Annotated in this window: 19 protein-coding genes; 7 read left to right on the top strand and 12 right to left on the bottom strand. The window is 69.3% G+C overall.

The features are described from left to right. Positions 1-56: 56 nt before the first annotated feature. From ACZ5PO_RS29405 to ACZ5PO_RS29395, 3 genes are all read right to left on the bottom strand, one after another. Positions 57-455 carry a hypothetical protein gene (locus tag ACZ5PO_RS29405; RefSeq protein WP_464185792.1) on the bottom strand — a complete coding sequence of 133 codons (399 nt, stop codon included), beginning with the start codon at positions 453-455 and terminating at the stop codon, positions 57-59. 167 nt (positions 456-622) lie between these two features. Further along, complete coding sequence (locus ACZ5PO_RS29400; protein ID WP_464185790.1) at positions 623-1,186, bottom strand: NUDIX domain-containing protein; 564 nt, start codon at positions 1,184-1,186, stop codon at positions 623-625. Positions 1,187-1,300: 114 nt separating this feature from the next. After that, on the bottom strand, positions 1,301-1,549 hold the full coding sequence (locus ACZ5PO_RS29395; protein WP_464185788.1) for a hypothetical protein: 249 nt from the start codon (positions 1,547-1,549) through the stop codon (positions 1,301-1,303). Between the two features lie 171 nt (positions 1,550-1,720). Here ACZ5PO_RS29395 and ACZ5PO_RS29390 point away from each other — a divergent pair, with 171 nt between their 5' ends. Next, a complete protein-coding gene (locus ACZ5PO_RS29390) occupies positions 1,721-2,125 on the top strand; it encodes a hypothetical protein (protein WP_464185787.1) in 405 nt (134 codons plus the stop codon). A 61-nt stretch (positions 2,126-2,186) separates the two neighbouring features. On the opposite strand, the gene ACZ5PO_RS29385 is transcribed toward ACZ5PO_RS29390, so the two are convergent. The 7 genes from ACZ5PO_RS29385 to ACZ5PO_RS29355 form a co-directional block, all read right to left on the bottom strand. Continuing rightward, positions 2,187-3,926 (bottom strand): cache domain-containing protein, encoded by a 1,740-nt coding sequence (locus ACZ5PO_RS29385; protein ID WP_464185786.1) that lies wholly within the window; start codon positions 3,924-3,926, stop codon positions 2,187-2,189. Between the two features lie 57 nt (positions 3,927-3,983). Next, positions 3,984-4,964, bottom strand: coding sequence for an ABC transporter substrate-binding protein (locus tag ACZ5PO_RS29380; RefSeq protein ID WP_464197104.1), 981 nt, complete (start codon positions 4,962-4,964; stop codon positions 3,984-3,986). A 224-nt stretch (positions 4,965-5,188) separates the two neighbouring features. Continuing rightward, entirely contained in the window at positions 5,189-6,628 is a 1,440-nt protein-coding gene (locus ACZ5PO_RS29375) for an NAD-dependent succinate-semialdehyde dehydrogenase (RefSeq protein ID WP_464185785.1), read from the bottom strand. Positions 6,629-6,645: 17 nt separating this feature from the next. After that, positions 6,646-7,509 (bottom strand): alpha/beta fold hydrolase, encoded by an 864-nt coding sequence (locus ACZ5PO_RS29370; protein ID WP_464197102.1) that lies wholly within the window; start codon positions 7,507-7,509, stop codon positions 6,646-6,648. Between the two features lie 14 nt (positions 7,510-7,523). Further along, the gene (locus ACZ5PO_RS29365; RefSeq protein ID WP_464185783.1) at positions 7,524-7,892 is read right to left on the bottom strand and encodes a hypothetical protein; all 369 of its coding nucleotides are present in this window, start codon (positions 7,890-7,892) and stop codon (positions 7,524-7,526) included. Then, positions 7,889-10,039 carry an acetate--CoA ligase family protein gene (locus ACZ5PO_RS29360; RefSeq protein WP_464185782.1) on the bottom strand — a complete coding sequence of 717 codons (2,151 nt, stop codon included), beginning with the start codon at positions 10,037-10,039 and terminating at the stop codon, positions 7,889-7,891. The genes ACZ5PO_RS29365 and ACZ5PO_RS29360 overlap by 4 nt, the downstream gene beginning before the upstream one ends. Further along, on the bottom strand, positions 10,020-11,186 hold the full coding sequence (locus ACZ5PO_RS29355) for an acyl-CoA dehydrogenase family protein (RefSeq protein WP_464185781.1): 1,167 nt from the start codon (positions 11,184-11,186) through the stop codon (positions 10,020-10,022). Before ACZ5PO_RS29355 ends, ACZ5PO_RS29360 begins: the two co-directional genes overlap by 20 nt. Before the next feature lie 183 nt (positions 11,187-11,369). On the opposite strand from ACZ5PO_RS29355, the gene ACZ5PO_RS29350 reads away from it, so the two are divergent. Then, the gene (locus tag ACZ5PO_RS29350) at positions 11,370-12,284 is read left to right on the top strand and encodes a LysR substrate-binding domain-containing protein (protein ID WP_464185779.1); all 915 of its coding nucleotides are present in this window, start codon (positions 11,370-11,372) and stop codon (positions 12,282-12,284) included. Positions 12,285-12,306: 22 nt separating this feature from the next. On the opposite strand, the gene ACZ5PO_RS29345 is transcribed toward ACZ5PO_RS29350, so the two are convergent. Next, positions 12,307-13,527 carry an ABC transporter substrate-binding protein gene (locus ACZ5PO_RS29345; protein ID WP_464197100.1) on the bottom strand — a complete coding sequence of 407 codons (1,221 nt, stop codon included), beginning with the start codon at positions 13,525-13,527 and terminating at the stop codon, positions 12,307-12,309. 173 nt (positions 13,528-13,700) lie between these two features. Continuing rightward, positions 13,701-14,261, bottom strand: coding sequence for a CGNR zinc finger domain-containing protein (locus tag ACZ5PO_RS29340; protein ID WP_464185778.1), 561 nt, complete (start codon positions 14,259-14,261; stop codon positions 13,701-13,703). Between the two features lie 120 nt (positions 14,262-14,381). Here ACZ5PO_RS29340 and ACZ5PO_RS29335 point away from each other — a divergent pair, with 120 nt between their 5' ends. The 5 genes from ACZ5PO_RS29335 (at position 14,382) to ACZ5PO_RS29315 (ending at position 19,356) form a co-directional block, all read left to right on the top strand. Further along, positions 14,382-15,032: a flavin reductase family protein gene (locus ACZ5PO_RS29335; RefSeq protein WP_464185777.1), complete on the top strand. Its 651-nt coding sequence runs from the start codon at positions 14,382-14,384 to the stop codon at positions 15,030-15,032. A gap of 29 nt (positions 15,033-15,061) precedes the next feature. Next, positions 15,062-15,847: an enoyl-CoA hydratase gene (locus ACZ5PO_RS29330; protein WP_464185776.1), complete on the top strand. Its 786-nt coding sequence runs from the start codon at positions 15,062-15,064 to the stop codon at positions 15,845-15,847. A 70-nt stretch (positions 15,848-15,917) separates the two neighbouring features. Then, positions 15,918-16,700, top strand: a complete 783-nt coding sequence (locus ACZ5PO_RS29325; RefSeq protein ID WP_464185775.1) for an enoyl-CoA hydratase/isomerase family protein — start codon at positions 15,918-15,920, stop codon at positions 16,698-16,700. Position 16,701: 1 nt separating this feature from the next. Further along, positions 16,702-17,955, top strand: coding sequence for a CaiB/BaiF CoA transferase family protein (locus ACZ5PO_RS29320; protein ID WP_464185774.1), 1,254 nt, complete (start codon positions 16,702-16,704; stop codon positions 17,953-17,955). 1,032 nt (positions 17,956-18,987) lie between these two features. Next, positions 18,988-19,356 (top strand): helix-turn-helix transcriptional regulator, encoded by a 369-nt coding sequence (locus ACZ5PO_RS29315; RefSeq protein WP_464185772.1) that lies wholly within the window; start codon positions 18,988-18,990, stop codon positions 19,354-19,356. The last annotated feature ends 84 nt before the right edge of the window (positions 19,357-19,440 follow it).

The following is a 19,440-nucleotide window of genomic DNA, read 5'->3' as shown; positions in this document are numbered from 1 at the left end:
GAACAGGTCACCTGACCGGGTGGTTCTACCCGGTCAGGAAGCGCTCCAGGTGGTGATCAATACCACCAGCCGGGGCCCCATACGCCGTAGTCCCAGCTTGCGTCGGCGTTCATCTGGGCTGCGAGGAGATCCTGCGAGCTGATGCGTTGCTCGAACGACAGGCCCTGGTAGGTCTGATAGGCTTGCTGGCTGCCGTAGTAGAGGCACTTGCAGACGACCGGGTCGGCATAGACGAAGACGGTCTGGCCATTGACCGTGCGCGGCACGAACGTATTCGGCGGCAGCTGCTGCAGGTTGGCCAGCTTCGCCGGCGTGTCGGCCAGCCGGATCTTGAAGCCCGCCGCCGCCAGCATGTCCTCCTTGCGCGTCGACGTGGACTGGCAGGCCCCCACGGCCAGGGCCGCGACCAGACCGGCTGCAAGGGGGATGGACCTCAAGGAGAACGCAGTTCGCATGACAGTTGCCTCGCTGTTGCCTCGTGCCCGCGAACCGCGATGATGCCCAGATACGCAGTCCTTTTGGGCACCGACGCCTAACGTCTTTTCGGGGCCGTCACAAGCGAGGGATCGGCGCGGAAAATGGCGGTGCGGCCGCCTCCACGCAGGGGCCGGTCAGCGTGGCCTCAGGCAAACAGTTCCGGCTCGCGACGCAGCAGCGCCTGCAGCAAAAAGGCCGTCTTCATGTCGTCGAGCTCGCCCGTGTCGAGCTCGCGCAGCAGTTGCTTGAGCGGCACCTCGATCACGGTGATGTTCTCGTGCTCGTCGGCCAGGCCACCGCCCGCCGCCACCCGATCCGCCGCGGTCACTGGCGCCAGGTAGAGATGCAGCCGCTCCGTCGAGATGCCGGGCATGGTCCACAGCGTCGAGACGTGGACGAGTTCGCCGATCCGCAAGCCTGCTTCTTCCAGGCCCTCCCGGCGGGCGCATTCCTCCGGCGACGTGCTTTCGATGCGGCCGGCCGGCGCCTCCAGCAGCTCCGCCCGGCCGCTGCTGTGCAGCACCGGCGTCCTGAGCTGCCGGACCATGATGGCCACGCGCCGCTGCCGGTCGTAGGGCAGAACGACCGCTGCGGTGCCGTGATCCTCGATTTCCCGGTTGATCAGCGTGCCGTCGGCGAGGCGGACGCTCGCAAGAAAGAGCCGGCCCCAGCCCTGATAGACGGTCTTGATGTCTTCGATTCGGGTCAAACGTCCGCTCCGTCCGGATGCCCGTGGACCTATGGCACCGAAACGGCCGAACGACCAGCGCTCACGCGGACGGCGCCGGCCGCGCATCCGCGGTCAGGCTCACGCACGCCAAGGTCAGCCGACCTGCAGGCGCACCAGATCGCGCCTGGCGAAGGGCGCGCATGAACCGAAAGAGGTTTGATTGTCCCAGGTGGCGAAGACCACGTCGCCCACCACCTTTAGCACGACCATCTCCTGGCTGCCGCTCCGCAGCATCACCACATCGCCGGTGCGCAGGTCGGTCTCAGGGGCGGCCAAGTGCCCATCCTCGGCAGCCGCTGCTTTGGTTGCCATCACAAGATCGGGAGTGGAAGAAGCCATCATCGTCAAGCCCTCAGTGCGTTAGAACTTTTTTAAGGATTTATTGTTCCGCCTGAGGTGCTCGACCGCACATGAATGATTCGCTGCGCTGCGATGGGTGGCCCCGCTGCATCTTGCGGCCGAGGGCAAAGGGCACTACCCGTTGCCGCCATTGGCCTTGCTCAGGAGCCCCGCATGACGCTCAACCGGTGCCTCGCCCTTGCCACGACGCTGGTTTTCGCCATGGGGGCGACCACGGCCTCGGCCGATCCGGTCTACAGGATCGCCATCGGCAAGAGCGGGCAGAGCGCGATCTACGTCCGCAATCCGGACCCGGTCGGCTATCGCAACTGCACCCTCAAGGTGCAGTTCATCACCGATTACTGGACGCCGCAGATGACGACCTACCGCTTCGGCTTGCCGGCCGGCTCGGGCGAGCGCCGCATCACCGATTTCAATCTGCGGCACTACAACACGCGGGTCGAGCCGGATGTCGATCTGGCCTGCACCAATTGCGACAGTCAGCTCGAAGCCGTCTTTCGGGGCGCCAGGGACTGCCCCATCGTAGCTTCCGAGCAACGCCACCGCGTCTACAAATAGCGCCAGCCTGGTCGCCGTAGCGGCGCCCGATGACGGGCGTCGCCACCGAACCTGTGGCGGCTCAAGACCGCCGGTCGGCTCCGACAACGGCGAATACGGGCACGGGCTGGTCGAATCCCTTCAAGGCCCGCGCGTCCAGTTCGACGAGCGGGATGCGCGAGCCGACGGCGCAGGCTGCGGCACGGTCGATGAGGACGTCGGAATCGTCCGCGCTCGAACATAAGCGCGATGCGAGGTTCACGACGTTGCCGATCGCCGTATAGTCGAGGCGTCCTTCGGAGCCGATCCGCCCGACCGTGGCGGGCCCCATCGCCAGCCCCACGCCGAAGCCGAGCCGGTGGTCCAGCATGCGCCAAACGACCAGAAGCTTCTGCACGCTCGCCTGCATGTCGCGGGCCATGTTGACGGCACGCAATGCCGGATCCGAGCAGGACACCGGGGCGTTGACCAGCACCATCGCGCCGTCGCCGGAGAAATTGAGCAGTGTCGCCTCGTGGGCGGCGACGACCTTTTCGAGCGCGTCGTAGTATTGGCGCAGCACGCCCATGATGGTCTCGGGCTCGGCGCGAGCCGAGAAGGCGGTGAAGCCTCGCAGGTCGCAGAAGACCACGACCACGTCGACCCGCCGTCCGTCGAGAACGCTGTCGTCACCCGTGCGGTCCACCAGCTCCGCCACTTGCGGCGCGAGAAAGCGCCTGAGCCGGCCAATGCGTTCCGAGCGCTCCTGTGAGACCGACAGCTCGACGGCCATCTCGTTGAATCGGGTTGCAAGCCGCTCGAATTCGTCGCCCGTCGCAAGGCTGATGCGGTGGTCGAACTGTCCTGCGCCGATGCGGGCGACCCCGTCCTCCAGGAGGCGTATGGGTCCGATCATGCGCTGGGTCAGCCAGTAGGCGAGCCCCGCGGCGAGGACCGTGCCGCCGATGAGCAAGATCCCCGTGCGCCGAAGAGCGGCGTAGATCGGCTCGAATGCTTCGGCACGGGGCTGGCTGACGATGACGCTCCAGTCGACGCCCGGGATCTGCGCCATCGCCGCCAGCACCATCTTGCCCGCAACGTCCTGACCGGCTGCCGCCTGTCCGGGCCGCGCCAGGATGGCTTCCCGCAACGTCTGAAGGGGGCGCTGCTCGGCTTCGTCCGCCCGCAGCACCAGACTGATGTTCGGATGGGCAACGAGGCGTCCCGGCCGGTCGAGCGCGAACGCCTCGCCGCTGCGCCCGACCCGGATCCCCGAGATCACCTCCCAAATGAACTTGAGATTGATTTCGGCGACGGCCAGCCCGACCGCTGAGCGGTTGCCCGCGACCGCGATGGTCATGAAGGGCTCAGAGCCGCCCTGAAACGTGACCGGGCCGTACCAGACCCGATCTCGACGGGCCCCCATCACGGCGGGCGTCGAGGACTGGTCGTCGCGGCCTTCGATCCTGTTCAGGCCGATGCGCGACACGAACAGGCGTTCACGGCCGGCAGCGTCGACCAGGCTGAGGCTGACGACGGCCGGCACCTGGCGCAGCAGGCGCAGGGCGTCTACCCTGTGCCTGTCGCCGCTCTCCTCCGACCACGGCAATTGCACGGTCCAGCCGAGCTGATCCCGGATTCCCTCGATGAAATCTTGGATTTTCACCGCCGCCAACCGAGCTTCCGCGTTCAGCAGGTCGTTCAGCCGGGCGCGCTGATCGTCGTAGCCGAACCACGCCTCGCTGCCACCGGCGATCAGCAGCGGCACGACGACGGCCGCGAACAAGGCACTAAAGTACTTCTTGAACAGCGAGGTGCGTCGCGTGACGAGCGGATCGACCACCGCCTCAGCTCGCGCGACGGCAAGCCAGCCAAATCATCAGCCAGATCACCAGCGAAGTCATTCCACCACCTCATCGGCGCTGCTCAGCAGCGAGGGCGGAAAGGAGATGCCGAGGGTGTCGGCGGCCTTCAGATTAATGAACAGCTCGACTTTGGTGACCCGCTGCACCGGCAGATCGGAGGGCTTCTCGCCCTTGAGAATACGGCCGGCGTAGAGTCCGCTGTGACGGTGGGACTGGCTGAAATCACCGCCGTAGCTCATCAGGCCGCCGGCGAGCGGGAAGTCCCGGGACTGGGTGATCGCAGGCACCGCATGGCGAACCGCGAGCGCCGCAAGCTCCTTGCTCCGGTAGGTGAAGTAGGGATCGGAGCTGAACACGAGGCCGCCCGCCTGCATGTCGCGCGCGGCGACGAACAGGCTCCCGAACTGCTGCTCATGGCTGGCCTCGAGCACGGAAATCGTCAAGCTCAAACTGGCCGCCGCCACGTGAAGGTTCTTCAACTGCATGGTGGCGGTGGGGCTCGTGGGATTGACGGCCACGGCGAATACGTTGGTGCTCGGGCGGACATCGTGCATGAACTCGAGGCGTTTGCGCGACACCTCCACGCTCAGGCTCGACACGCCGGTGAGATTGCCTCCCGGCCGTGACAGGCTGTCCACCACGCCGAGCGCGACCGGGTCGCCGCCCATCTCGAAGACGATCGGGATCGTCGTCGTCGCCCATTTTGCGGCGAGCGCAACCTCGGCGCCTCCCGGGGCGACGATCACGGAGACCTGACGGCTGGCGAGATCACGCGCGAGCGTCGGCAGCCGATCGTAATTTCCCTCCGCCCAGCGGAACTCGATCGCGACATTGCGCCCTTCGGCGTAGCCGGCCTCTGCCAGGCCTTCGCGGAAGGCTTGGAGGCGACTGTCGTAGCGTCGTGGCGATTCGGAGCCGAGATATCCGATGACCGGCATAGGCGGCCCCTGCGCGCGGGCTGGGCCCACCCACGCTGCCGCACCACCCACAAGTGCGATAAAATCGCGGCGCCGCATTCGATCAGCGGCTTCGGCAAAGACGGAGGGCACGAGACGCATGGCCGTTTCTCCCTCCATGCATCGTTCGATGGCTTTACCGCAGCATAGCTCGGCAAGAAGCGGACGCCCAGCTGTCTGCAACAACAGCCGCGGCCCACGCCTTGAAACCCCGACGGCGGTGCCCATGACATGGACGTCCCGACCAGATGATCACATCCGATCGGGACGGCCGCCGCGCCGCGTCAGCCCTGGCTGCTCACGTACTTGACCTGCTGGAAGGCCTCCAGTCCTTCGCTGCCGCCCTCGCGGCCCATGCCGCTGTCGCGGACTCCGCCGAACGGCGTTTCGGGCAGCGAGGCCTGCCAATGGTTGAGGATGACATTGCCGGCATCGATGCCGGACGCGGCCCGCTCGGCCAGGCGGCCGTCATGGGTCATGGCGTAGGCGGCCAGGCCCACCGGCAGGCGGTTGGCCAGCGCCAGCGCCTCGTCGACGTGATCGAACGGCTTGAGCAGGGCGAGGGGGCCGAAGGGCTCCTCGTTGGCGGCCAGGCAATCGTCGGGCGCATCGCGCAGCACGGTCGGCGCATAGAAGAAGCCGCGGTTGCCGCGCCGCTCACCGCCGGCGGCGATGGTCACGCCGCGGGCGCGGGCGTCGGCGACCAGGCGCGCCATGGCGTCGAGCCGGCGACCGGTGGCGAGCGGCCCCATGCGCGTCGCCGGATCGAAGCCGTCGCCCACCGTGATCGCAGCCGTGGCGGCGGTGAACGACTCCGCGAAGCGGTCGTAGATCGACCGCTGCACGTAGAAGCGCGTCGGCGAGGTGCAGACCTGGCCGGCGTTGCGGAACTTGGCGGCAACGGCCGCTTTCGCTGTCGCCTCCGGGTCGACGTCGCCGAAGACGAGCACCGGCGCGTGGCCGCCGAGCTCCATGGTCACGGGCTTGAGGCCGAGCGCCGCCTTCGCGGCAAGCTGGCGCCCGACGGCGGTCGAGCCGGTGAAGGTGACGCCGCGGACGACGGGCGAGGCGAGCAACGTCTCGGAGATGAAGGCGGGGTCGCCGAAGACGACGCTCAGGGCGCCCGACGGCAGCCCGGCCTCGTGCAGGGCGCGGGCGAGGGCGAGCGTCGTTGCCGGCGTCTCCTCGGCCGGTTTGATGATCACCGAGCAGCCGGCTGCCAGCGCGCTGCTGATCTTGCGCGCCGGAGTGATCGCGGGCGCGTTCCAGGGCGCAAAGGCGGCGATCGGGCCCAGCGGCTCGCGCACCGCCAGCTGGCGGATGCCGGCCTGCCGCGCCGGAATGACCCGGCCGTAGGTGCGCCGCCCTTCCTCGGCGTTCCACTCGAACAGGCCGGCCGCGGTCTCGACCTCGAGCCGCGCTTCGCCGATCGGCTTGCCGAGCTCCAGGGTGATCAGGGTGGCGATGGCCTCCGCCCGTTCGCGCATCAGCTCCGCGGCGCGACGCAGCACGCGGCCGCGCTCCAACGCGGATGTCCCGCGCCAGATACGGAAGCCCTCGGCGGATGCGGTGATCGCCTCGCCGATGTCGTCGATGCTGGCGTGCGGCAGCTCGCCGAGCACGGCCTCGGTCGCCGGGTTCAGCACCGGCGTCGTCGGCCGGCCCTCGGCGGCGACGAAGCGGCCGGCGATGAACAGCTCGAGCTCGGGATAGGCGCGCGTCATGGCAGCTCCAGCCGGGGTCACGCGCCCACCCGCGCGTCCGCCTCGATGCGCGCGAGGACGGGCCGCAGGTAGTCGAGGAAGGCGGCCGGATCCTCGCTCATCGGGAAATGGCCGAGGCCCTTCATGATGGTGGCGTCGGCGCCCTTGATGCGCGCCACCAGGTCGAGCGTGTCGGCCGGCGTGCAGGAATAGTCGTACTCGCCGGTCAGCAGGTAGAGCGGGCAGCGGCTGGTATCGATGGCGCCGACCCGATGGCGGATGTCGCCGTCGATCTTGTAGAAGTGCAGGTCGCCTTTGAAGATGCCCGGGCCGCCCTGCATGTAGTGCCACAGGGTCTCCCAGCGTTCGGCCTCCGGCGACGTCGGCCCCATCAGCCCGGAGACGATCGAGGCGCAGACCTCGCCGCCGTGCACGTCCGGCCGGTGCGCCCAGGTGACGTCGTAGTAGGGGTCGACGTGGGCGCCCGACTGCAGGCCGATGATGGCGCGGAAGCGCTCGGGATGATCGAGGGCGAGGTTGAGCACGACGCGGCCGCCGATGGAGCAGCCCATCACCACCGGCCGTTCCAGCCCCAGCGCATCGGCCATGGTGAGGATCATCTCGACGTAGGCTTTGGTGGTGAGCTGGTACTCTTCCTCGTGCCAGCCGGCCGGCGGTGACGACTTGCCATGCCAGGGCATGTCGAAGCAGATGACGCGGAAGCGGCCCAGGAGCTCGTCGTTGGTCATCAGGCCGCGGTACTGGCGGCCGTCGGAGCCGGCCGTGTGCAGGCAGAGCAGGGGGATGCCCTGGCCGGCCTCCTCCACATAGATGCGGTGCGGCCGCCCGAGCAGATCCAGGTTGAGGTAACGTCCGACGATCGGATCGAAGCGTGGCGTCATGGCTTGATGCGTGGTCATGGCTTGGCCTCCACCGGCCGCAGCGAGGCAAACGCCTCCTTGATGTAGCGCAGGTTGGCCATCAGCGGCTGCAGGTCGCCCTCGATGCGCAGCAGCCGCTGCTTCAGCAGCCCGAACAGGTCGTGGTAGCCGGGCGGCGGCACTGGCTGGAAGAACTGCTCCCAGGCCTCCTTCGGCGCGCGGAGCGCAAAGCTCCAGCTCGGCATGACGAAGGGCCCCCGCGTCACGGCGGCGATGCGCCCCTGGACGACATCGACCAGGTAGGCGTCGGGCCCGACCTCGACCAGGAAGCGCGTCGTCAGGTAGCGCCCGCGATGCACCAGGTTCGCCTTGCTGTTCACCGTCTCGACCATTCTGTCGATCATCGGTCTCCCTCCTCCTCCCGCCCGGCGGTGGTGTTCGCCCGCAGGCGCACCACCGCGTCGACTGCCTCGACGCCGAGACCCGCCGCGCCGATCAGCAGCGGATTGATCTCGGCCTCGCAGATGCCCGGATCGGCTAGGCCCGCCAGATGCGACATGGCGACGAGCACCTGCGCAAGGGCTTCCATGTCCCCGGCCGGGCGACCGCGATACCCCTCCAGGGCGCGCAGGCCTTTCACCTCGGCGATCATCGCCCAGGCGGTGTCGCTGTCGATGGGGGCGGCGCGCAGCGACCGGTCACGGTAGAGCTCCGTCAGCACGCCGCCGGCCGCCAGCATGATGAGCGGGCCGACCTGCGGATCGACCCGGTAGCCGACCAGCGCCTCGCCCAGGGCGGCCCGCATGGGCTGCACCAGCACCCGTTCGGCCTTCAGCCCGTGGCTAGCCGCCGCCTCGGCGATACGCCGGATGGCCTGATCCAGCTCGGCGCGGCTGGCGATGCCGAGGACGACGCCGCCGACGTCCGACTTGTGGGTCACCGCCCGCGACAGCAGCTTGGCGGCGACCGGGAAGGGGAACGGCAGCTCGGCCGGGACGGCCTCGCCGACTGCCAGCGCGATCGCCGGAGCATGGGGGATGCCCAGGCGGCCGAGCACGCCATAGGCTTCGAGCTCGTCGAGCACGGGGCCGGGGAGGGCGGGCGCCACCGCCGGTCGGGCGATGGTGGTCGCGAGACGGCGCAGCAAGGCGGCGGCGACCACGTCGGCGCAGCTCTCGGGCGTGCGGAAGGCTGGCACACCCGCCTCCTCCAGCCGGCGCAGCGCCTCCGGTGCCTCCGGCACGATGAAGGCGGCGAGCGGCTTGGGACCGCCGATGCTGGCGGCGATCGGGGCAACCGCCAGTTCCGGCCGCGAGCGCGCCGACGAGCCGACGACGGCGAGCACCAGGTCGAACTCGGGAGCCGCCAGCAGCGTCTCCAGCGCCGCCTTCATCACGGCCGGCCGTGTGCCGGCCAGGGTGAGGTCGACGATGCGGCCGTGCGCCGCCTCCACCTCGACTGCGGCCAGGCGCCGAAAGGTCTCCTCGCTCGGGGAAGCGACATCGATGCCGCGCAGGGCGAGCTGGTCCACGGCCATGGCCGCGCCGCCGCCGGTGGTGGTGACCACGCCGACGGTGGGTGTGCGGCTCGCCGGCCGCCGCGGGCTTGTCCGCCGCAGCAGCGCCGGCGCCTCCAGCAGGCCCTCGAAGGTGTCGACCCGGGCGATGCCGAGGTCCGAGAGGAAGGCGTCGACAGCCGCGTCCTCGCCGGCGAGCGCGCCGGTGTGGGAGACGGCGAGCTCCGCGGCAGCCGCCGAGCGGCCGAGCTTGTAGGCCACGATCGGCTTGCCGCGCCGGGCCGCTTCCAGCGCGAAGGCGCGCAGGTCGTCGGCACGGCGGATGCCTTCGAGAAACAGCAGGTAGGCGTCGATGTCCGGGTCGTCGAGCGTCGCCGCGCAGATCTCGCCGATGCCGAGGTCGACCTCGCCGCCGACGGACACCAGGCCGGCAAAGCCGATGCCGCGTGCCTTGCCGCGCGAGACCAGGGCGCCGATGAGGCTGCCGCTCTGGGAGGCGACGAAGGTGCGGCCGGACGGCAGGTCCGGCTCGGCGAAGGCCGCGTTGGCGGTCAGCACCAGGCGCGCCCGCCCGCTGACGACACCGAGGCTCGATGGCCCGAGGATGCGCAGGCCGGTCTCGGCGGCGATCCGCGCCAGGCTGGCCTGGCGGGCCTGGCCTTCCGCGCCGGCATCGGAGAAGCCGGCGGCAAGCACGGTCGCGACCTTGACGCCTGCTGCCGCGCAGTCCGCCACTGCGGCGACGGCCGCGTCCGTCGGCGTCAGGATGAAGGCGTGCTCGGGCGCCTCCGGCAGGTCGGCCAGCGACCGCCAGGCGCGCTCGCCCTGCACGCTGTCGCGCCTGGCGTTGATGGGGAAGATCGTCCCGTCGTAGCCGGCGGCCCGCAGGAATTGCAGCGGTCGTCCGGCGGTCTTGGCCGGCTCGTCGGAGGCGCCGACGAGGGCGATGCTGCGCGGCGCCAGCAACGCCTCGATGAAGCGGCGATCGCCGGCCTCGGTCGCGCCTGCGATGTGCTTAGCCGGCTTTTGCGGCATGGGGCGCCCTCTGCTCGAATCTGCGGTCGAAGATGTGCTCGGCCACGCGGTTCTTGAGGATCTCGGTCGAGCCGCCGGCGATCATCCAGCCGCGCGTGCGTCGCATGCAGTACTCGGCCAGCGCTTCGGTGCTGTAGCCCAAGCCGCCCATCACCTGCACCGCCTCGTTGGCCGCATCGAAGCCGGCCTGGTTGCAGGCGAGCTTGGCCGTGGTGGTGTCGATCGCCGTGGGCAGCTCACCCGGCGGGGTCGAGGCGGCCCGATAGAGCAGCAGCTGCGCGGCCTCCAGCTTCAGGTAGACGTCGGCGAGCTTCCATTGCAGGCCCTGGAACTCGCAGAGCGGCCGGCCGAACTGGTGCCGCTCGAGCGCATGCCTGCGCGCCAGCTCGAAGGCGTAACGCCCCAGCGCGAGCGCCCGCGAGGCGTTGCCGATGCGTTCGACGTTGAAGCCGGCGATCTGCTTCTTGAAGCCGCCGGGCCCGAGCAGGACGTTCTCGGCCGGGATGCGGCAATCCTCGAAGTAGAGCTGCGACCATTCCTCGCCGCTCATGAACGCCGACGGCCGGCCGACGGTGAAGCCGGGCGTGTCGCGCTCCACCAGCACCGAGCCGATGCCGCCGACGCCGGGGCCGAAGCGCACGTAGATAAGGAACAGCCCGGCGTCCGGACTGTGCGTCGAGAACACCTTGGTGCCGTTGATGACATAGCCCGTGCCGTCCTGGCGCGCGCTGGTCTTCAGGTCGGTCGCGGCCGACCCCGCCTCCGGCTCGCTCATGCCGAGGCTGATGACCTTCCGGCCGGCAAGGAGATCAGGCAGGAAGCGCTGCTTCTGCTCGGGTGTCGCATACTCCGCGAAGGTGCGGATCGGGCCGAAATTGCCGGCCTGCACGACGTCGGCGCTGCGTGGGCAGACGGACGCAACCTGCTCGATAGCGATGACGGCGTCCATCAGCGTGCCGCCCTGGCCGCCGTCGGCCGCCGGCACGGTGATGCCGAGCAGGCCCTGGGCCCCGAACAGCTCCGCCACGTCGAAGGGGAAGCGGGCGTTATGGGCCCGTTCACGGGCGTCCGCGGCCAGGTTGTCCTCCGCCAGCCGCCGCACCGAGGAGGCGAACAGCCGCTGCTCCTCGTTCAGTGTGAAATCCATCGGCAGACCTGCTCCCGGGCTGAGCCCCTTGATGTCGTTGCATGATTTGCCTGGGCGGTTGGCCATGCAACCGACCAGATGTTAGCGTCGCATGAGTTTTTGTGGGGTCGTATTGCTCGCGATCATGAGCAAATGTCGGTACGCGCGGCCGCCGGGGCCGTTCAGCCGGAAATGGCCAGGCCCATGTCCAGACGCATGCCGCCGCTCAACCCACTGCACGTCTTCGAGGTCGCCGCGCGGCTGGGCGGCTTCACGCGCGCGGCGGAGGAGCTGAACGTCACGCAATCGGCCGTGAGCCGGCAGGTGGCGGTGCTGGAGAGCTACTTTGGCCAGCGCCTGTTCCAGCGCGACCGAAGTGGCGCCAGCCTCACCGAGGCGGGGCGTGCCCTGGCAGCCGAGATTGCCGAGCCCTTCGCCAGGCTGGCGGCCGCCGGCAGCCGCTTCGCAGAACGCGAGAAGACCGACCCGGTGCGCCTGCGCGCCTACACGACGTTTGCCACCCGCTGGCTCATTCCCCGGCTGCCGGCCTTCCGGCTCCTCAACCCGGGCATCTCCATCTTCGTCAGCAACACGGTGAAGCCGGTCGACTTCGAGCGCGAGAACGTGGACCTGGCGATCCAGCTCGGCACCGGCGAGTGGCCAGGCCTCGAGGCACATTTTCTCTTCGCCGACGAGATGGAGCCCATCTGCAGCCCGGCACTGCTGCGCAAGGGGCCGCCGCTGGAGCGCATCGAGGACCTGGCCGGGCATACGCTGCTGCATTCCTACTACCGGCGTCGCGACTGGTCCGACTGGCTCGCGGCCGTCGGCCACCCCGAGGTGGAGCATGCCCGCTCGCTCGTCTTCGAGAGCTCGACGCTGACCTACCAGGCCGCCCTGGAGGGGCTCGGGGTGGCGATCGGCCAGAACCGCCTTCTGGTCGACGAGTTCGCCGACCGACGTCTCATCCGTCCCTTTGCCCATCCGGTGACCCGCAACCTGGCCTATTACGTCGTCTGGCCGGCGGACCGGGAGCCGTCGCGCAAGATGCGGCTTCTGGTGTCGTGGCTGAAGCAGGAGGCGGACGGAGCCGGGGCGGCCTTACCGGCAGCGGGATGAGGCCGCGCCACCGCGAGCCGACCTACTGGTCCTTGAGCGCCAGCGGGCAGCCGCCGTCGGCCAGCGGACGGAAGGCCTTGTCGCCCGGCACCGTCTCCAGCAGCTTGTAGAAGTCCCACGGGTACTTCGACTCCTCCGGGCCCTTCACTTGCAGCAGGTACATGTCGCGGACGACGCGGCCGTCGGCGCGGATGCTGGCGTCGTGGGTGTAGAAGTCGTTGATCGGCAGCTTGCGCATCTCGGCCGTGACGGCGGCCGCGTCATCGCTCTTCGCCGCCTCGATAGCCTTGAGATAATGCGTGACGGCGCCGTAGACCGCCGCCTGCAGGCTGCCGGGGGCGCGGCCGTCGAAGCGGGCCATGAAGCGCTTGCTCCAGGCGCGGGTCGCGTCGTTCATGTCCCAGTAGAAGCTGTCGGCCAGCAGCAGCCCTTTGGCGCTGGCGAGGCCGAGCGCATTGATGTCGGGCAGGTTGACCAGCAGGGCCGCGATGTTCTGGCCACCGCCGACGATGCCGAACTCGGCCGCCTGCTTCTGCGCATTGATCATGTCGGCGCCGGCGTTGGCGAGGCCGATCACCTGGGCGCCCGAAGCCTGCGCCTGCAGCAGGAACGAGGAGAAATCCGCCGTGCCGAGCGGATGGCGCACCGAGCCGATCACGGTGCCGCCATTGGCCTTCACGACGCGGGCGGCCTGCTCCTCGAGCGCGTGGCCGAAGCTGTAGTCGGCGGTGAGGAAGAACCACTTGGTGAGGCCGCGGCGCACGACGGCGCCGGCGACGACGTTGCCCAGCGCATAATTGTCGTAGGCCCAGTGCACGCCGTTGGGCGAGCAGGCCTTGCCGGTGAGGTCGGGCGTGCCCGGCCCGGTCGCCAGGAAGACCTTGTTCTTCTCGCGGGTGATCTGCTGCACGGACAGCGCCACCGCGGACGACACCACCTCGGTGATCATGTCGACCTTGTCGACGTCGTACCATTTGCGCGCGATGGCGGAGCCGACGTCGGCCTTGTTCTGGTGGTCGGCGGAGACCACCTCGACCGGCGCGCCGGCGACCTTGCCGCCGAAATCCTCGACCGCCATCTGCGCCGCCAGGATGGCGCCCTTGCCGACGTTGTCGGCATAGGGGCCGGAGAGATCCGTCAGCACGCCGATGCGGACGACGCCGTCGCTGATCTCGGCCCGGGCCGGCTGGGCCGCGGCCAAGAGGGCCACGCCCAGCGCGGCGCCGGCCACGGCATTGGTGATGGTGTTGAGCACGCGCGTATCTCCTCCCGCGGCCGCGCCGGAGGCGTATGTGCCTGAGCGGACGCGGCCTCGGACGGGAAGCTGGCGCGCAGACCCGGAGCCGACAAGTTCCGAATCCTCGGCGCGCCCCGACCTTTGCTCATGGCTGGCGGAGTTCCGCTCGGAGAAATGCTCTAGCCGCTGCTTGCCCGGGCGCGCTCGCGGTGGGCGCGGGCGTTCATGCGGTTGCCGCAGGCCCGTGAGGAGCACCAGACTGCCGAGCGGTTCTTCGAGGTGTCATAGAAGACCCGCTGGCACTCGACGTTGCGGCACAGCTTGAGGCGCTGCCAAGTGCCCTCGGCGCGCGCCGTCGCGATAAGCGCGAGGATCCGCGCCATCGCTCCCGCGGCGCCGGTTTCAGCGGGCCCCAGGGCCGGCTGTGCATTAGCGTCGAAGCGCACGACGAGCGGCGCGCGCTGCGCGATCGCATTCACCTTGTCGGCAGCCGCCGCGCCGGCGCCGTCGGGCGCGCCCACCAGGTCGCGCAGCGCATCGCGCAGCGACCGGACGGCCGTGAAATCCGCATCGGAGATCGGCGCGTCCGCTGCGACGAGCGCGCGCTTGCGCAGCCAGTCCTCGAGCCGTTCGCGGCTGTCGAAGCGCTCGCGCGGCCCGTCGGCGTGGCGCGTGTTGAGGAAGGCGTGCACCAGTCCGAGGTCGCCCGGCGCCGCCGCATGCTGGCTGATCTCGGTCATTGGCGCCCGCCTCCCATTGTAATGATCAAAATAACTTTACTCATTACGATCTCTCTGTATCATAGCTGCGGCGGTCGGCCCAGCGGCAACGCGACGGATCGCGAGAATGGGAGGATGCCGATGCTCTTCGATTTTGAGGCGCTGCCGGCGATGCAGCGCTACAAGCTGCTGCTCGCGACCGTCATGCCCCGGCCGATCGCTTGGGTCACGACCCAGGACCGCGATGGCCGCCTCAACACGGCACCGTTCTCGTTCTTCAACGCCTTCGCATCGGACCCTCCGACGGTCGCGCTCGGGATCGGCAGCCACGCCCCCGGCCAGCCCAAGGACACGCGTCGCAACATCCTGGATACCGGCGAGTTCGTGATCAATCTCGTTCCCTTCACGGCGAGCGAGCGCATGCGGGTGACGGCGATCCCGTTCCCGCACGGGGTCAGCGAAGTGGCCGAGGCAGGGTTGACGGCGATCGCGAGCGACAAGGTGGCCCCACCGCGCATCGCCGAAAGCTCGGTGTCGATGGAATGCGTGCTCATGCAGCACATCCCGCTGGGCAGCTTCGGGATGGTGCTGGGACGGATTCTGCGCATGCACGTGCGCGACGAGGCCGTCATCGACGCGGATCGCCAGTACATCGACGCCGAGAAGCTCGACCTCGTCGGCCGCATGGAAGGCGGCTGGTACACGCGCACCACCGAGCGTTTCGAGATGACGCCGATCGCGCTCGATGACTGGCGCGGCGCACCCGCCGAGACGCCTCTTCAGACCACCTGACCGACGTACACGAAACCAGGACAGATCACATGGCGGAACTGCTCGAGACCATTGCGGATGGCGTCGCGACGCTGACCTTCAACCGGCCCGAGAGCATGAATGCTCTCGCCACGCCGATCATGGAGGGGTTGCTCGAGGCGTTGCCGCGCCTGGCCGACGACCCGTCCGTGGGCGTCGTGGTGCTGACCGGCGCGGGGCGGGCCTTCTGCGCCGGCGGCGACGTCAAGAGCATGGCCGCGGGCGGGCCGGCGCTGAGCGAGGCGCAGGCCACCGCCAAGCTGCGCGCCCGCATGGAGATCTCGCGGCTGCTGCACGACCTGCCCAAGCCGACCATCGCCATGGTCAACGGCGCCGCGGCCGGGGCTGGGCTGTCGCTGGCGCTCGCCTGCGATCTGCGCTTCGCGGCCCAATCCGCCCGCCTGGTGACCGCCTTCGCCAACGTCGGCTTCTCCGGCGACTTCGGTGGCACCTACTTCCTCACCCAGCTCGTCGGGCCGTCGAAGGCGCGCGAGCTCTATTTCACCGCAGCAGCCATCCCGGCCCCGGAGGCTCTGGCGCTCGGCATCGTCAACCGCGTCGTGCCCGATGAGGAACTGGCCGGCACGACCATGGCCTATGCCGCCGCGCTGGCGAAGGGACCGCGCATCGCGCTGGGCTTCATGAAGCAGAGCTTCAATCTGGCCGAGCACGCCTCTCTGAGCGACGTCCTCGACGCCGAGGCGGAGCGCATGATCCGCTCCGGCCGCACCGAGGACCACCGGGAGGCCGCGCGCGCATTCGTAGAGAAGCGCAGGCCGGTGTTCGTGGGCCGGTAGCTGTCGTCATCCGCGCACCGTCCGGTGCCGCCGGTCGGGCAGACGAATCACGGAAACGGGAGGACACGCCGTGGACGAGGTGTTGATCGAACGCGAGGAGCGGGGGCCGGTCTCGGTCCTCACTATGGTCTATCGCCCCTACAACCTGCTCGGCCCGAAGCTGATGGGCGCCATCGCCGCCGAGGTGACAGCGGCCAAGGACGCCGGTGCCCGGGCCATCGTGCTGCGCAGCGGGTTGCGGCACTTCTGCGCCGGCGCCGACGTGTCGCTGTTCAGCGCCCGCATCGAACAGGAGGGCAAGGGCCAGGCGGCAATCAGCGGCGTCGATTTCCTCAGGCTGATGGAGCTGCTGCCGGTGCCGATCGTGGCGAGCGTCCACGGCGTCTGCCTCGGCGGCGGCCTGGAGCTGGCGCTTGCCTGCGACTACATCGTGGCCGCCGCGTCCGCCAAGATCGGCTCGGTCGAGTCCGCCCTGGGCCTGCACCCGCTGCTCGGCGGCATCCAGCGCCAGACCCAGCGCATCGGCGCCATGCGGGCCAAGGAGATGTCGATGCTCGGCCGCCGCTACGACGCGGCGACGCTGGAGCGCTGGGGGCTGATCAATCTGGTGGTCCCCGACGACAGCCTGGAGGCGACGACGATGACCGTGGCCGAGGAGCTGGCGCACGGGCCGACCGTCGCCCACGCCGCCACCAAGCGGCTGGTGCGTATCGCCGCCGACCAGGGCGTTGAAGCTGCCGACGAGGCCATGGCCGAGCTTCAGAAGCCGATCTGGGCGTCCGAAGACCTGAAGATCGGGCTCGCCTCGTTCCGCGCCAACGGCCCGGGTCTCGCCAAGTTCGTGGGGCGCTGACATGGCCGGACCTCTCAGCGGCATCCGCGTCGTCGACTTCTCCCGCGTGCTGGCCGGCCCGCTCTGCGCCCGCACCCTGCTCGACCTCGGCGCCGAGGTCATCAAGGTCGAGCCGCCGCGGCCCGACGTCTCGCGCTTCGCCTTTCCGGGCAAGCCCGGCATGTCCGGCTATTACGCCCAGCAGAACGCGGGCAAGCTGAACGTCAGCATCGACCTCAACGTGCCCGGCGCGCGCGAGCTGGCGCTGCGGCTTTGCGACACCGCCGACGTCGTCGTCGAGAACTTTCGCGCCGGCACCCTCGGCTTCTTCGGCCTCGACTATGCGACGCTGGCGGCGCGCAACCCGCGCCTGATCTACGCGTCGATCACCGGCTACGGCCAGGGCGGGCCGTGGCAGGGCCGCATGGCCTACGCGCCGACCGTGCAGGCCGAGGCCGGCTACACCCACCACAGCCTGCGCCATTACGGCGACGCCTTGCAGGAGGAGCGCACCGACAGCCTGTCGCACGCGGACGTCTACTCGGGCCTGCAGGCAGCCATCGCCATCCTGGCGGCGCTGAACCGGCGCGCCGCGACGGGCAGGGGCCAGTACATCGACGTGGCCATGGCGGCCACCCTGGTCGCCGTCAACGAGCGGGCGCACGTCGACCTGGGCGGCGAGGACCTGGGCGCCGAGCCCGCCATTCTCGGCGCCACCGACTGTCCGTTCTTCGATGGCCCCAACGGCGAGCGCTTCACCGTGGCGACCAGCATGGTCGGCTCGCGCACCTTTCCGTCGTACCTCAGGGCCATGCGCCGGGCCGATCTGGCCGACGACCCGCGCTTCGTCACCGCGGCCGCCCGCAAGGCCAACCTGGCCGCGCTGCACGACATCATCCAGACCTGGGTCCTGACCTTCCCGGACATGGGCGCGCTCGACGCCCAGTTCGACGAGGCCAAGATCGCCATGGGCATCGTGCGTTCACTGGAAGACCTGTCGCGCAGCGAGTGGGCCGACTACTGGGGGGCGGTGCAGGAGGTGTCCGACCGGCACGGCGGCACCTACCGCCTGCCCGGGCGACCCTGGCACTTCTCCGACGACGAGCTGACGCCGCTCGGCGACCCGGCCTTCCAGGGCGAGCACAACCGTGCCGTCTTCGGCGAGCTGGGCCTGAGCGAGCGGGAGATCGAGGGTTTTGTTGCCTCGGGCGCGCTGGTCGCCTCCACCGCCCCGCCGGCGCTGCCCGCCACGCCGTCGGCACCGAAAGCCGCCTGACAGTCGTTCCAATGTGATCAGGAGGGCCCGGCGGCCTCGTGACGGACGGGGGGCTCCGGCTGCGCCGCGTCGGCCTGCGCTGGAGGCCGGTTCGGCTGGAGCGCTTCGCGATTGGGTGGGCCACCCAATCGCAAGAGCCGAGGTCGCCACGCCGTGAGATGTCCGCCTCGGGCTACCCGCGGCGTGCCGGCCTACGTCATAGGCGCACGGCAAGGTTCGCCGCAGTGCCCGTCATGGCGTCAGTTCCGGTTTTGTCTGAAGAGTTCGTGCAGCATGATTGCTGCCTCGCCCTGGACTCGATCTGGCTTTGGAACCGGATCATTACCAACGCAACCAGATAAAATAAGAGACAAAGCAATTATTACATACTTCATCTAGCGGGTCACCGTGGAGTGTCGCACCGCCCCCCTGCGAACGGAACCACGTTCGAGGGCCTTCTGTCGAGAAGCAACCGCGGCGTCACCGCTCGTCGCAACCCTGCTTTGCCGCGACGTCATTCCGTGTTGCGGCGGCGACGATGACGGCGGTTTCGACGGCTCGGGTCAAACGGGAGTTGCTGGCCCCTGTAGAGCACGCCGAACCTCTTGTTGCGGCTGCTCCCCGCGTGTTGGCACGAGATATGCTGGCAAGGGAAGGTGCCTCCTTGGGGCGTTTCTTCCCTCGACTTGGCCCCGTCACCGCGAGGTGGCGGGGCCCGTTCGTCACCGGCCCGACCACAGCGGTCGTGGACGGGTCGCCGTCGTTCGTGCCGCGCGGCCGTTTGGTGACAGGTCGATCGGGTCGGATTGGCGGCTCAGCGCCTGATCCGCAGTGGCGAGCGCGGTGGGACGCGACTCCGGGCCCGCTGATCAAAAGAAGGCTGTTCCTGGTCAAACTTATAGCAACGTCAACGACGAGGTACACACGACCGGATCTCGCGGGGCGTCACCGTCGATCCGAACGCACGCGCCTGTATCGGCGCCGCCACGACCGTCGTGCCCCGCAGCCTCTAGGCGCTACCTGGTTACGGTTTCCCATGAGGTGGCGGGCCGGATGGGCGATGAGGTGTGCGCCGAGATCGCCCGGCAGATGGAGCTCGGAAGCTGCTCGCGCGATAGCATCGCGCGGAGCTTGCGGGTGGCGCCTCGTACCCTGCAGCGGCGATTGAAAATCGAAGGACTGTCGTTCAGCGGGCTGCTCGATGACTGGCGGCGGGCGCGGGCACTGCCCCTGACCACCCATACCCGACTGCCGCTCTCGCAGGTTTCGGAGGCGGTGGGCTATGCCGACCAGAGCGTCTTCACCCGCGCGTCCCAGCGTTGGTACGGAGATTCGCCGCTGGCCTATCGCTACCGAAGCGCGGCCCCAGACACTGACGGCGCATCATCGGCCGCGAGCCGTCAAGAGGAAGATGCCCTATGAGACTTTGAATCCGGAGCGCTGCGCGCGTCGTTTCCGCTGGGCGCGGCGCTGCCGGGGCGGCACGGCGTCGGCGCGACGGCTTCT

This window comes from Chelatococcus sp. KU-N122, from assembly GCF_055391085.1.
The sequence above is the reverse complement of the archived record's forward strand: the minus strand, read 5'-3'. Positions and strand labels throughout refer to the sequence as shown.

Excerpts from the sequence above, each read along its gene's own strand:
- ACZ5PO_RS29405 (WP_464185792.1), bottom strand. The coding sequence starts at position 455 with ATGCGAACTGCGTTCTCCTTGAGGTCCATCCCCCTTGCAGCCGGTCTG.
- ACZ5PO_RS29395 (WP_464185788.1), bottom strand. The coding sequence starts at position 1,549 with ATGATGGCTTCTTCCACTCCCGATCTTGTGATGGCAACCAAAGCAGCG.
- ACZ5PO_RS29390 (WP_464185787.1), top strand. The coding sequence starts at position 1,721 with ATGACGCTCAACCGGTGCCTCGCCCTTGCCACGACGCTGGTTTTCGCC.
- ACZ5PO_RS29380 (WP_464197104.1), bottom strand. The coding sequence starts at position 4,964 with ATGCGGCGCCGCGATTTTATCGCACTTGTGGGTGGTGCGGCAGCGTGG.
- ACZ5PO_RS29375 (WP_464185785.1), bottom strand. The coding sequence starts at position 6,628 with ATGACGCGCGCCTATCCCGAGCTCGAGCTGTTCATCGCCGGCCGCTTC.
- ACZ5PO_RS29370 (WP_464197102.1), bottom strand. The coding sequence starts at position 7,509 with ATGACGCCACGCTTCGATCCGATCGTCGGACGTTACCTCAACCTGGAT.
- ACZ5PO_RS29365 (WP_464185783.1), bottom strand. The coding sequence starts at position 7,892 with ATGATCGACAGAATGGTCGAGACGGTGAACAGCAAGGCGAACCTGGTG.
- ACZ5PO_RS29360 (WP_464185782.1), bottom strand. The coding sequence starts at position 10,039 with ATGCCGCAAAAGCCGGCTAAGCACATCGCAGGCGCGACCGAGGCCGGC.
- ACZ5PO_RS29355 (WP_464185781.1), bottom strand. The coding sequence starts at position 11,186 with ATGGATTTCACACTGAACGAGGAGCAGCGGCTGTTCGCCTCCTCGGTG.
- ACZ5PO_RS29350 (WP_464185779.1), top strand. The coding sequence starts at position 11,370 with ATGTCCAGACGCATGCCGCCGCTCAACCCACTGCACGTCTTCGAGGTC.
- ACZ5PO_RS29340 (WP_464185778.1), bottom strand. The coding sequence starts at position 14,261 with ATGACCGAGATCAGCCAGCATGCGGCGGCGCCGGGCGACCTCGGACTG.
- ACZ5PO_RS29335 (WP_464185777.1), top strand. The coding sequence starts at position 14,382 with ATGCTCTTCGATTTTGAGGCGCTGCCGGCGATGCAGCGCTACAAGCTG.
- ACZ5PO_RS29330 (WP_464185776.1), top strand. The coding sequence starts at position 15,062 with ATGGCGGAACTGCTCGAGACCATTGCGGATGGCGTCGCGACGCTGACC.
- ACZ5PO_RS29320 (WP_464185774.1), top strand. The coding sequence starts at position 16,702 with ATGGCCGGACCTCTCAGCGGCATCCGCGTCGTCGACTTCTCCCGCGTG.
- ACZ5PO_RS29315 (WP_464185772.1), top strand. The coding sequence starts at position 18,988 with ATGGGCGATGAGGTGTGCGCCGAGATCGCCCGGCAGATGGAGCTCGGA.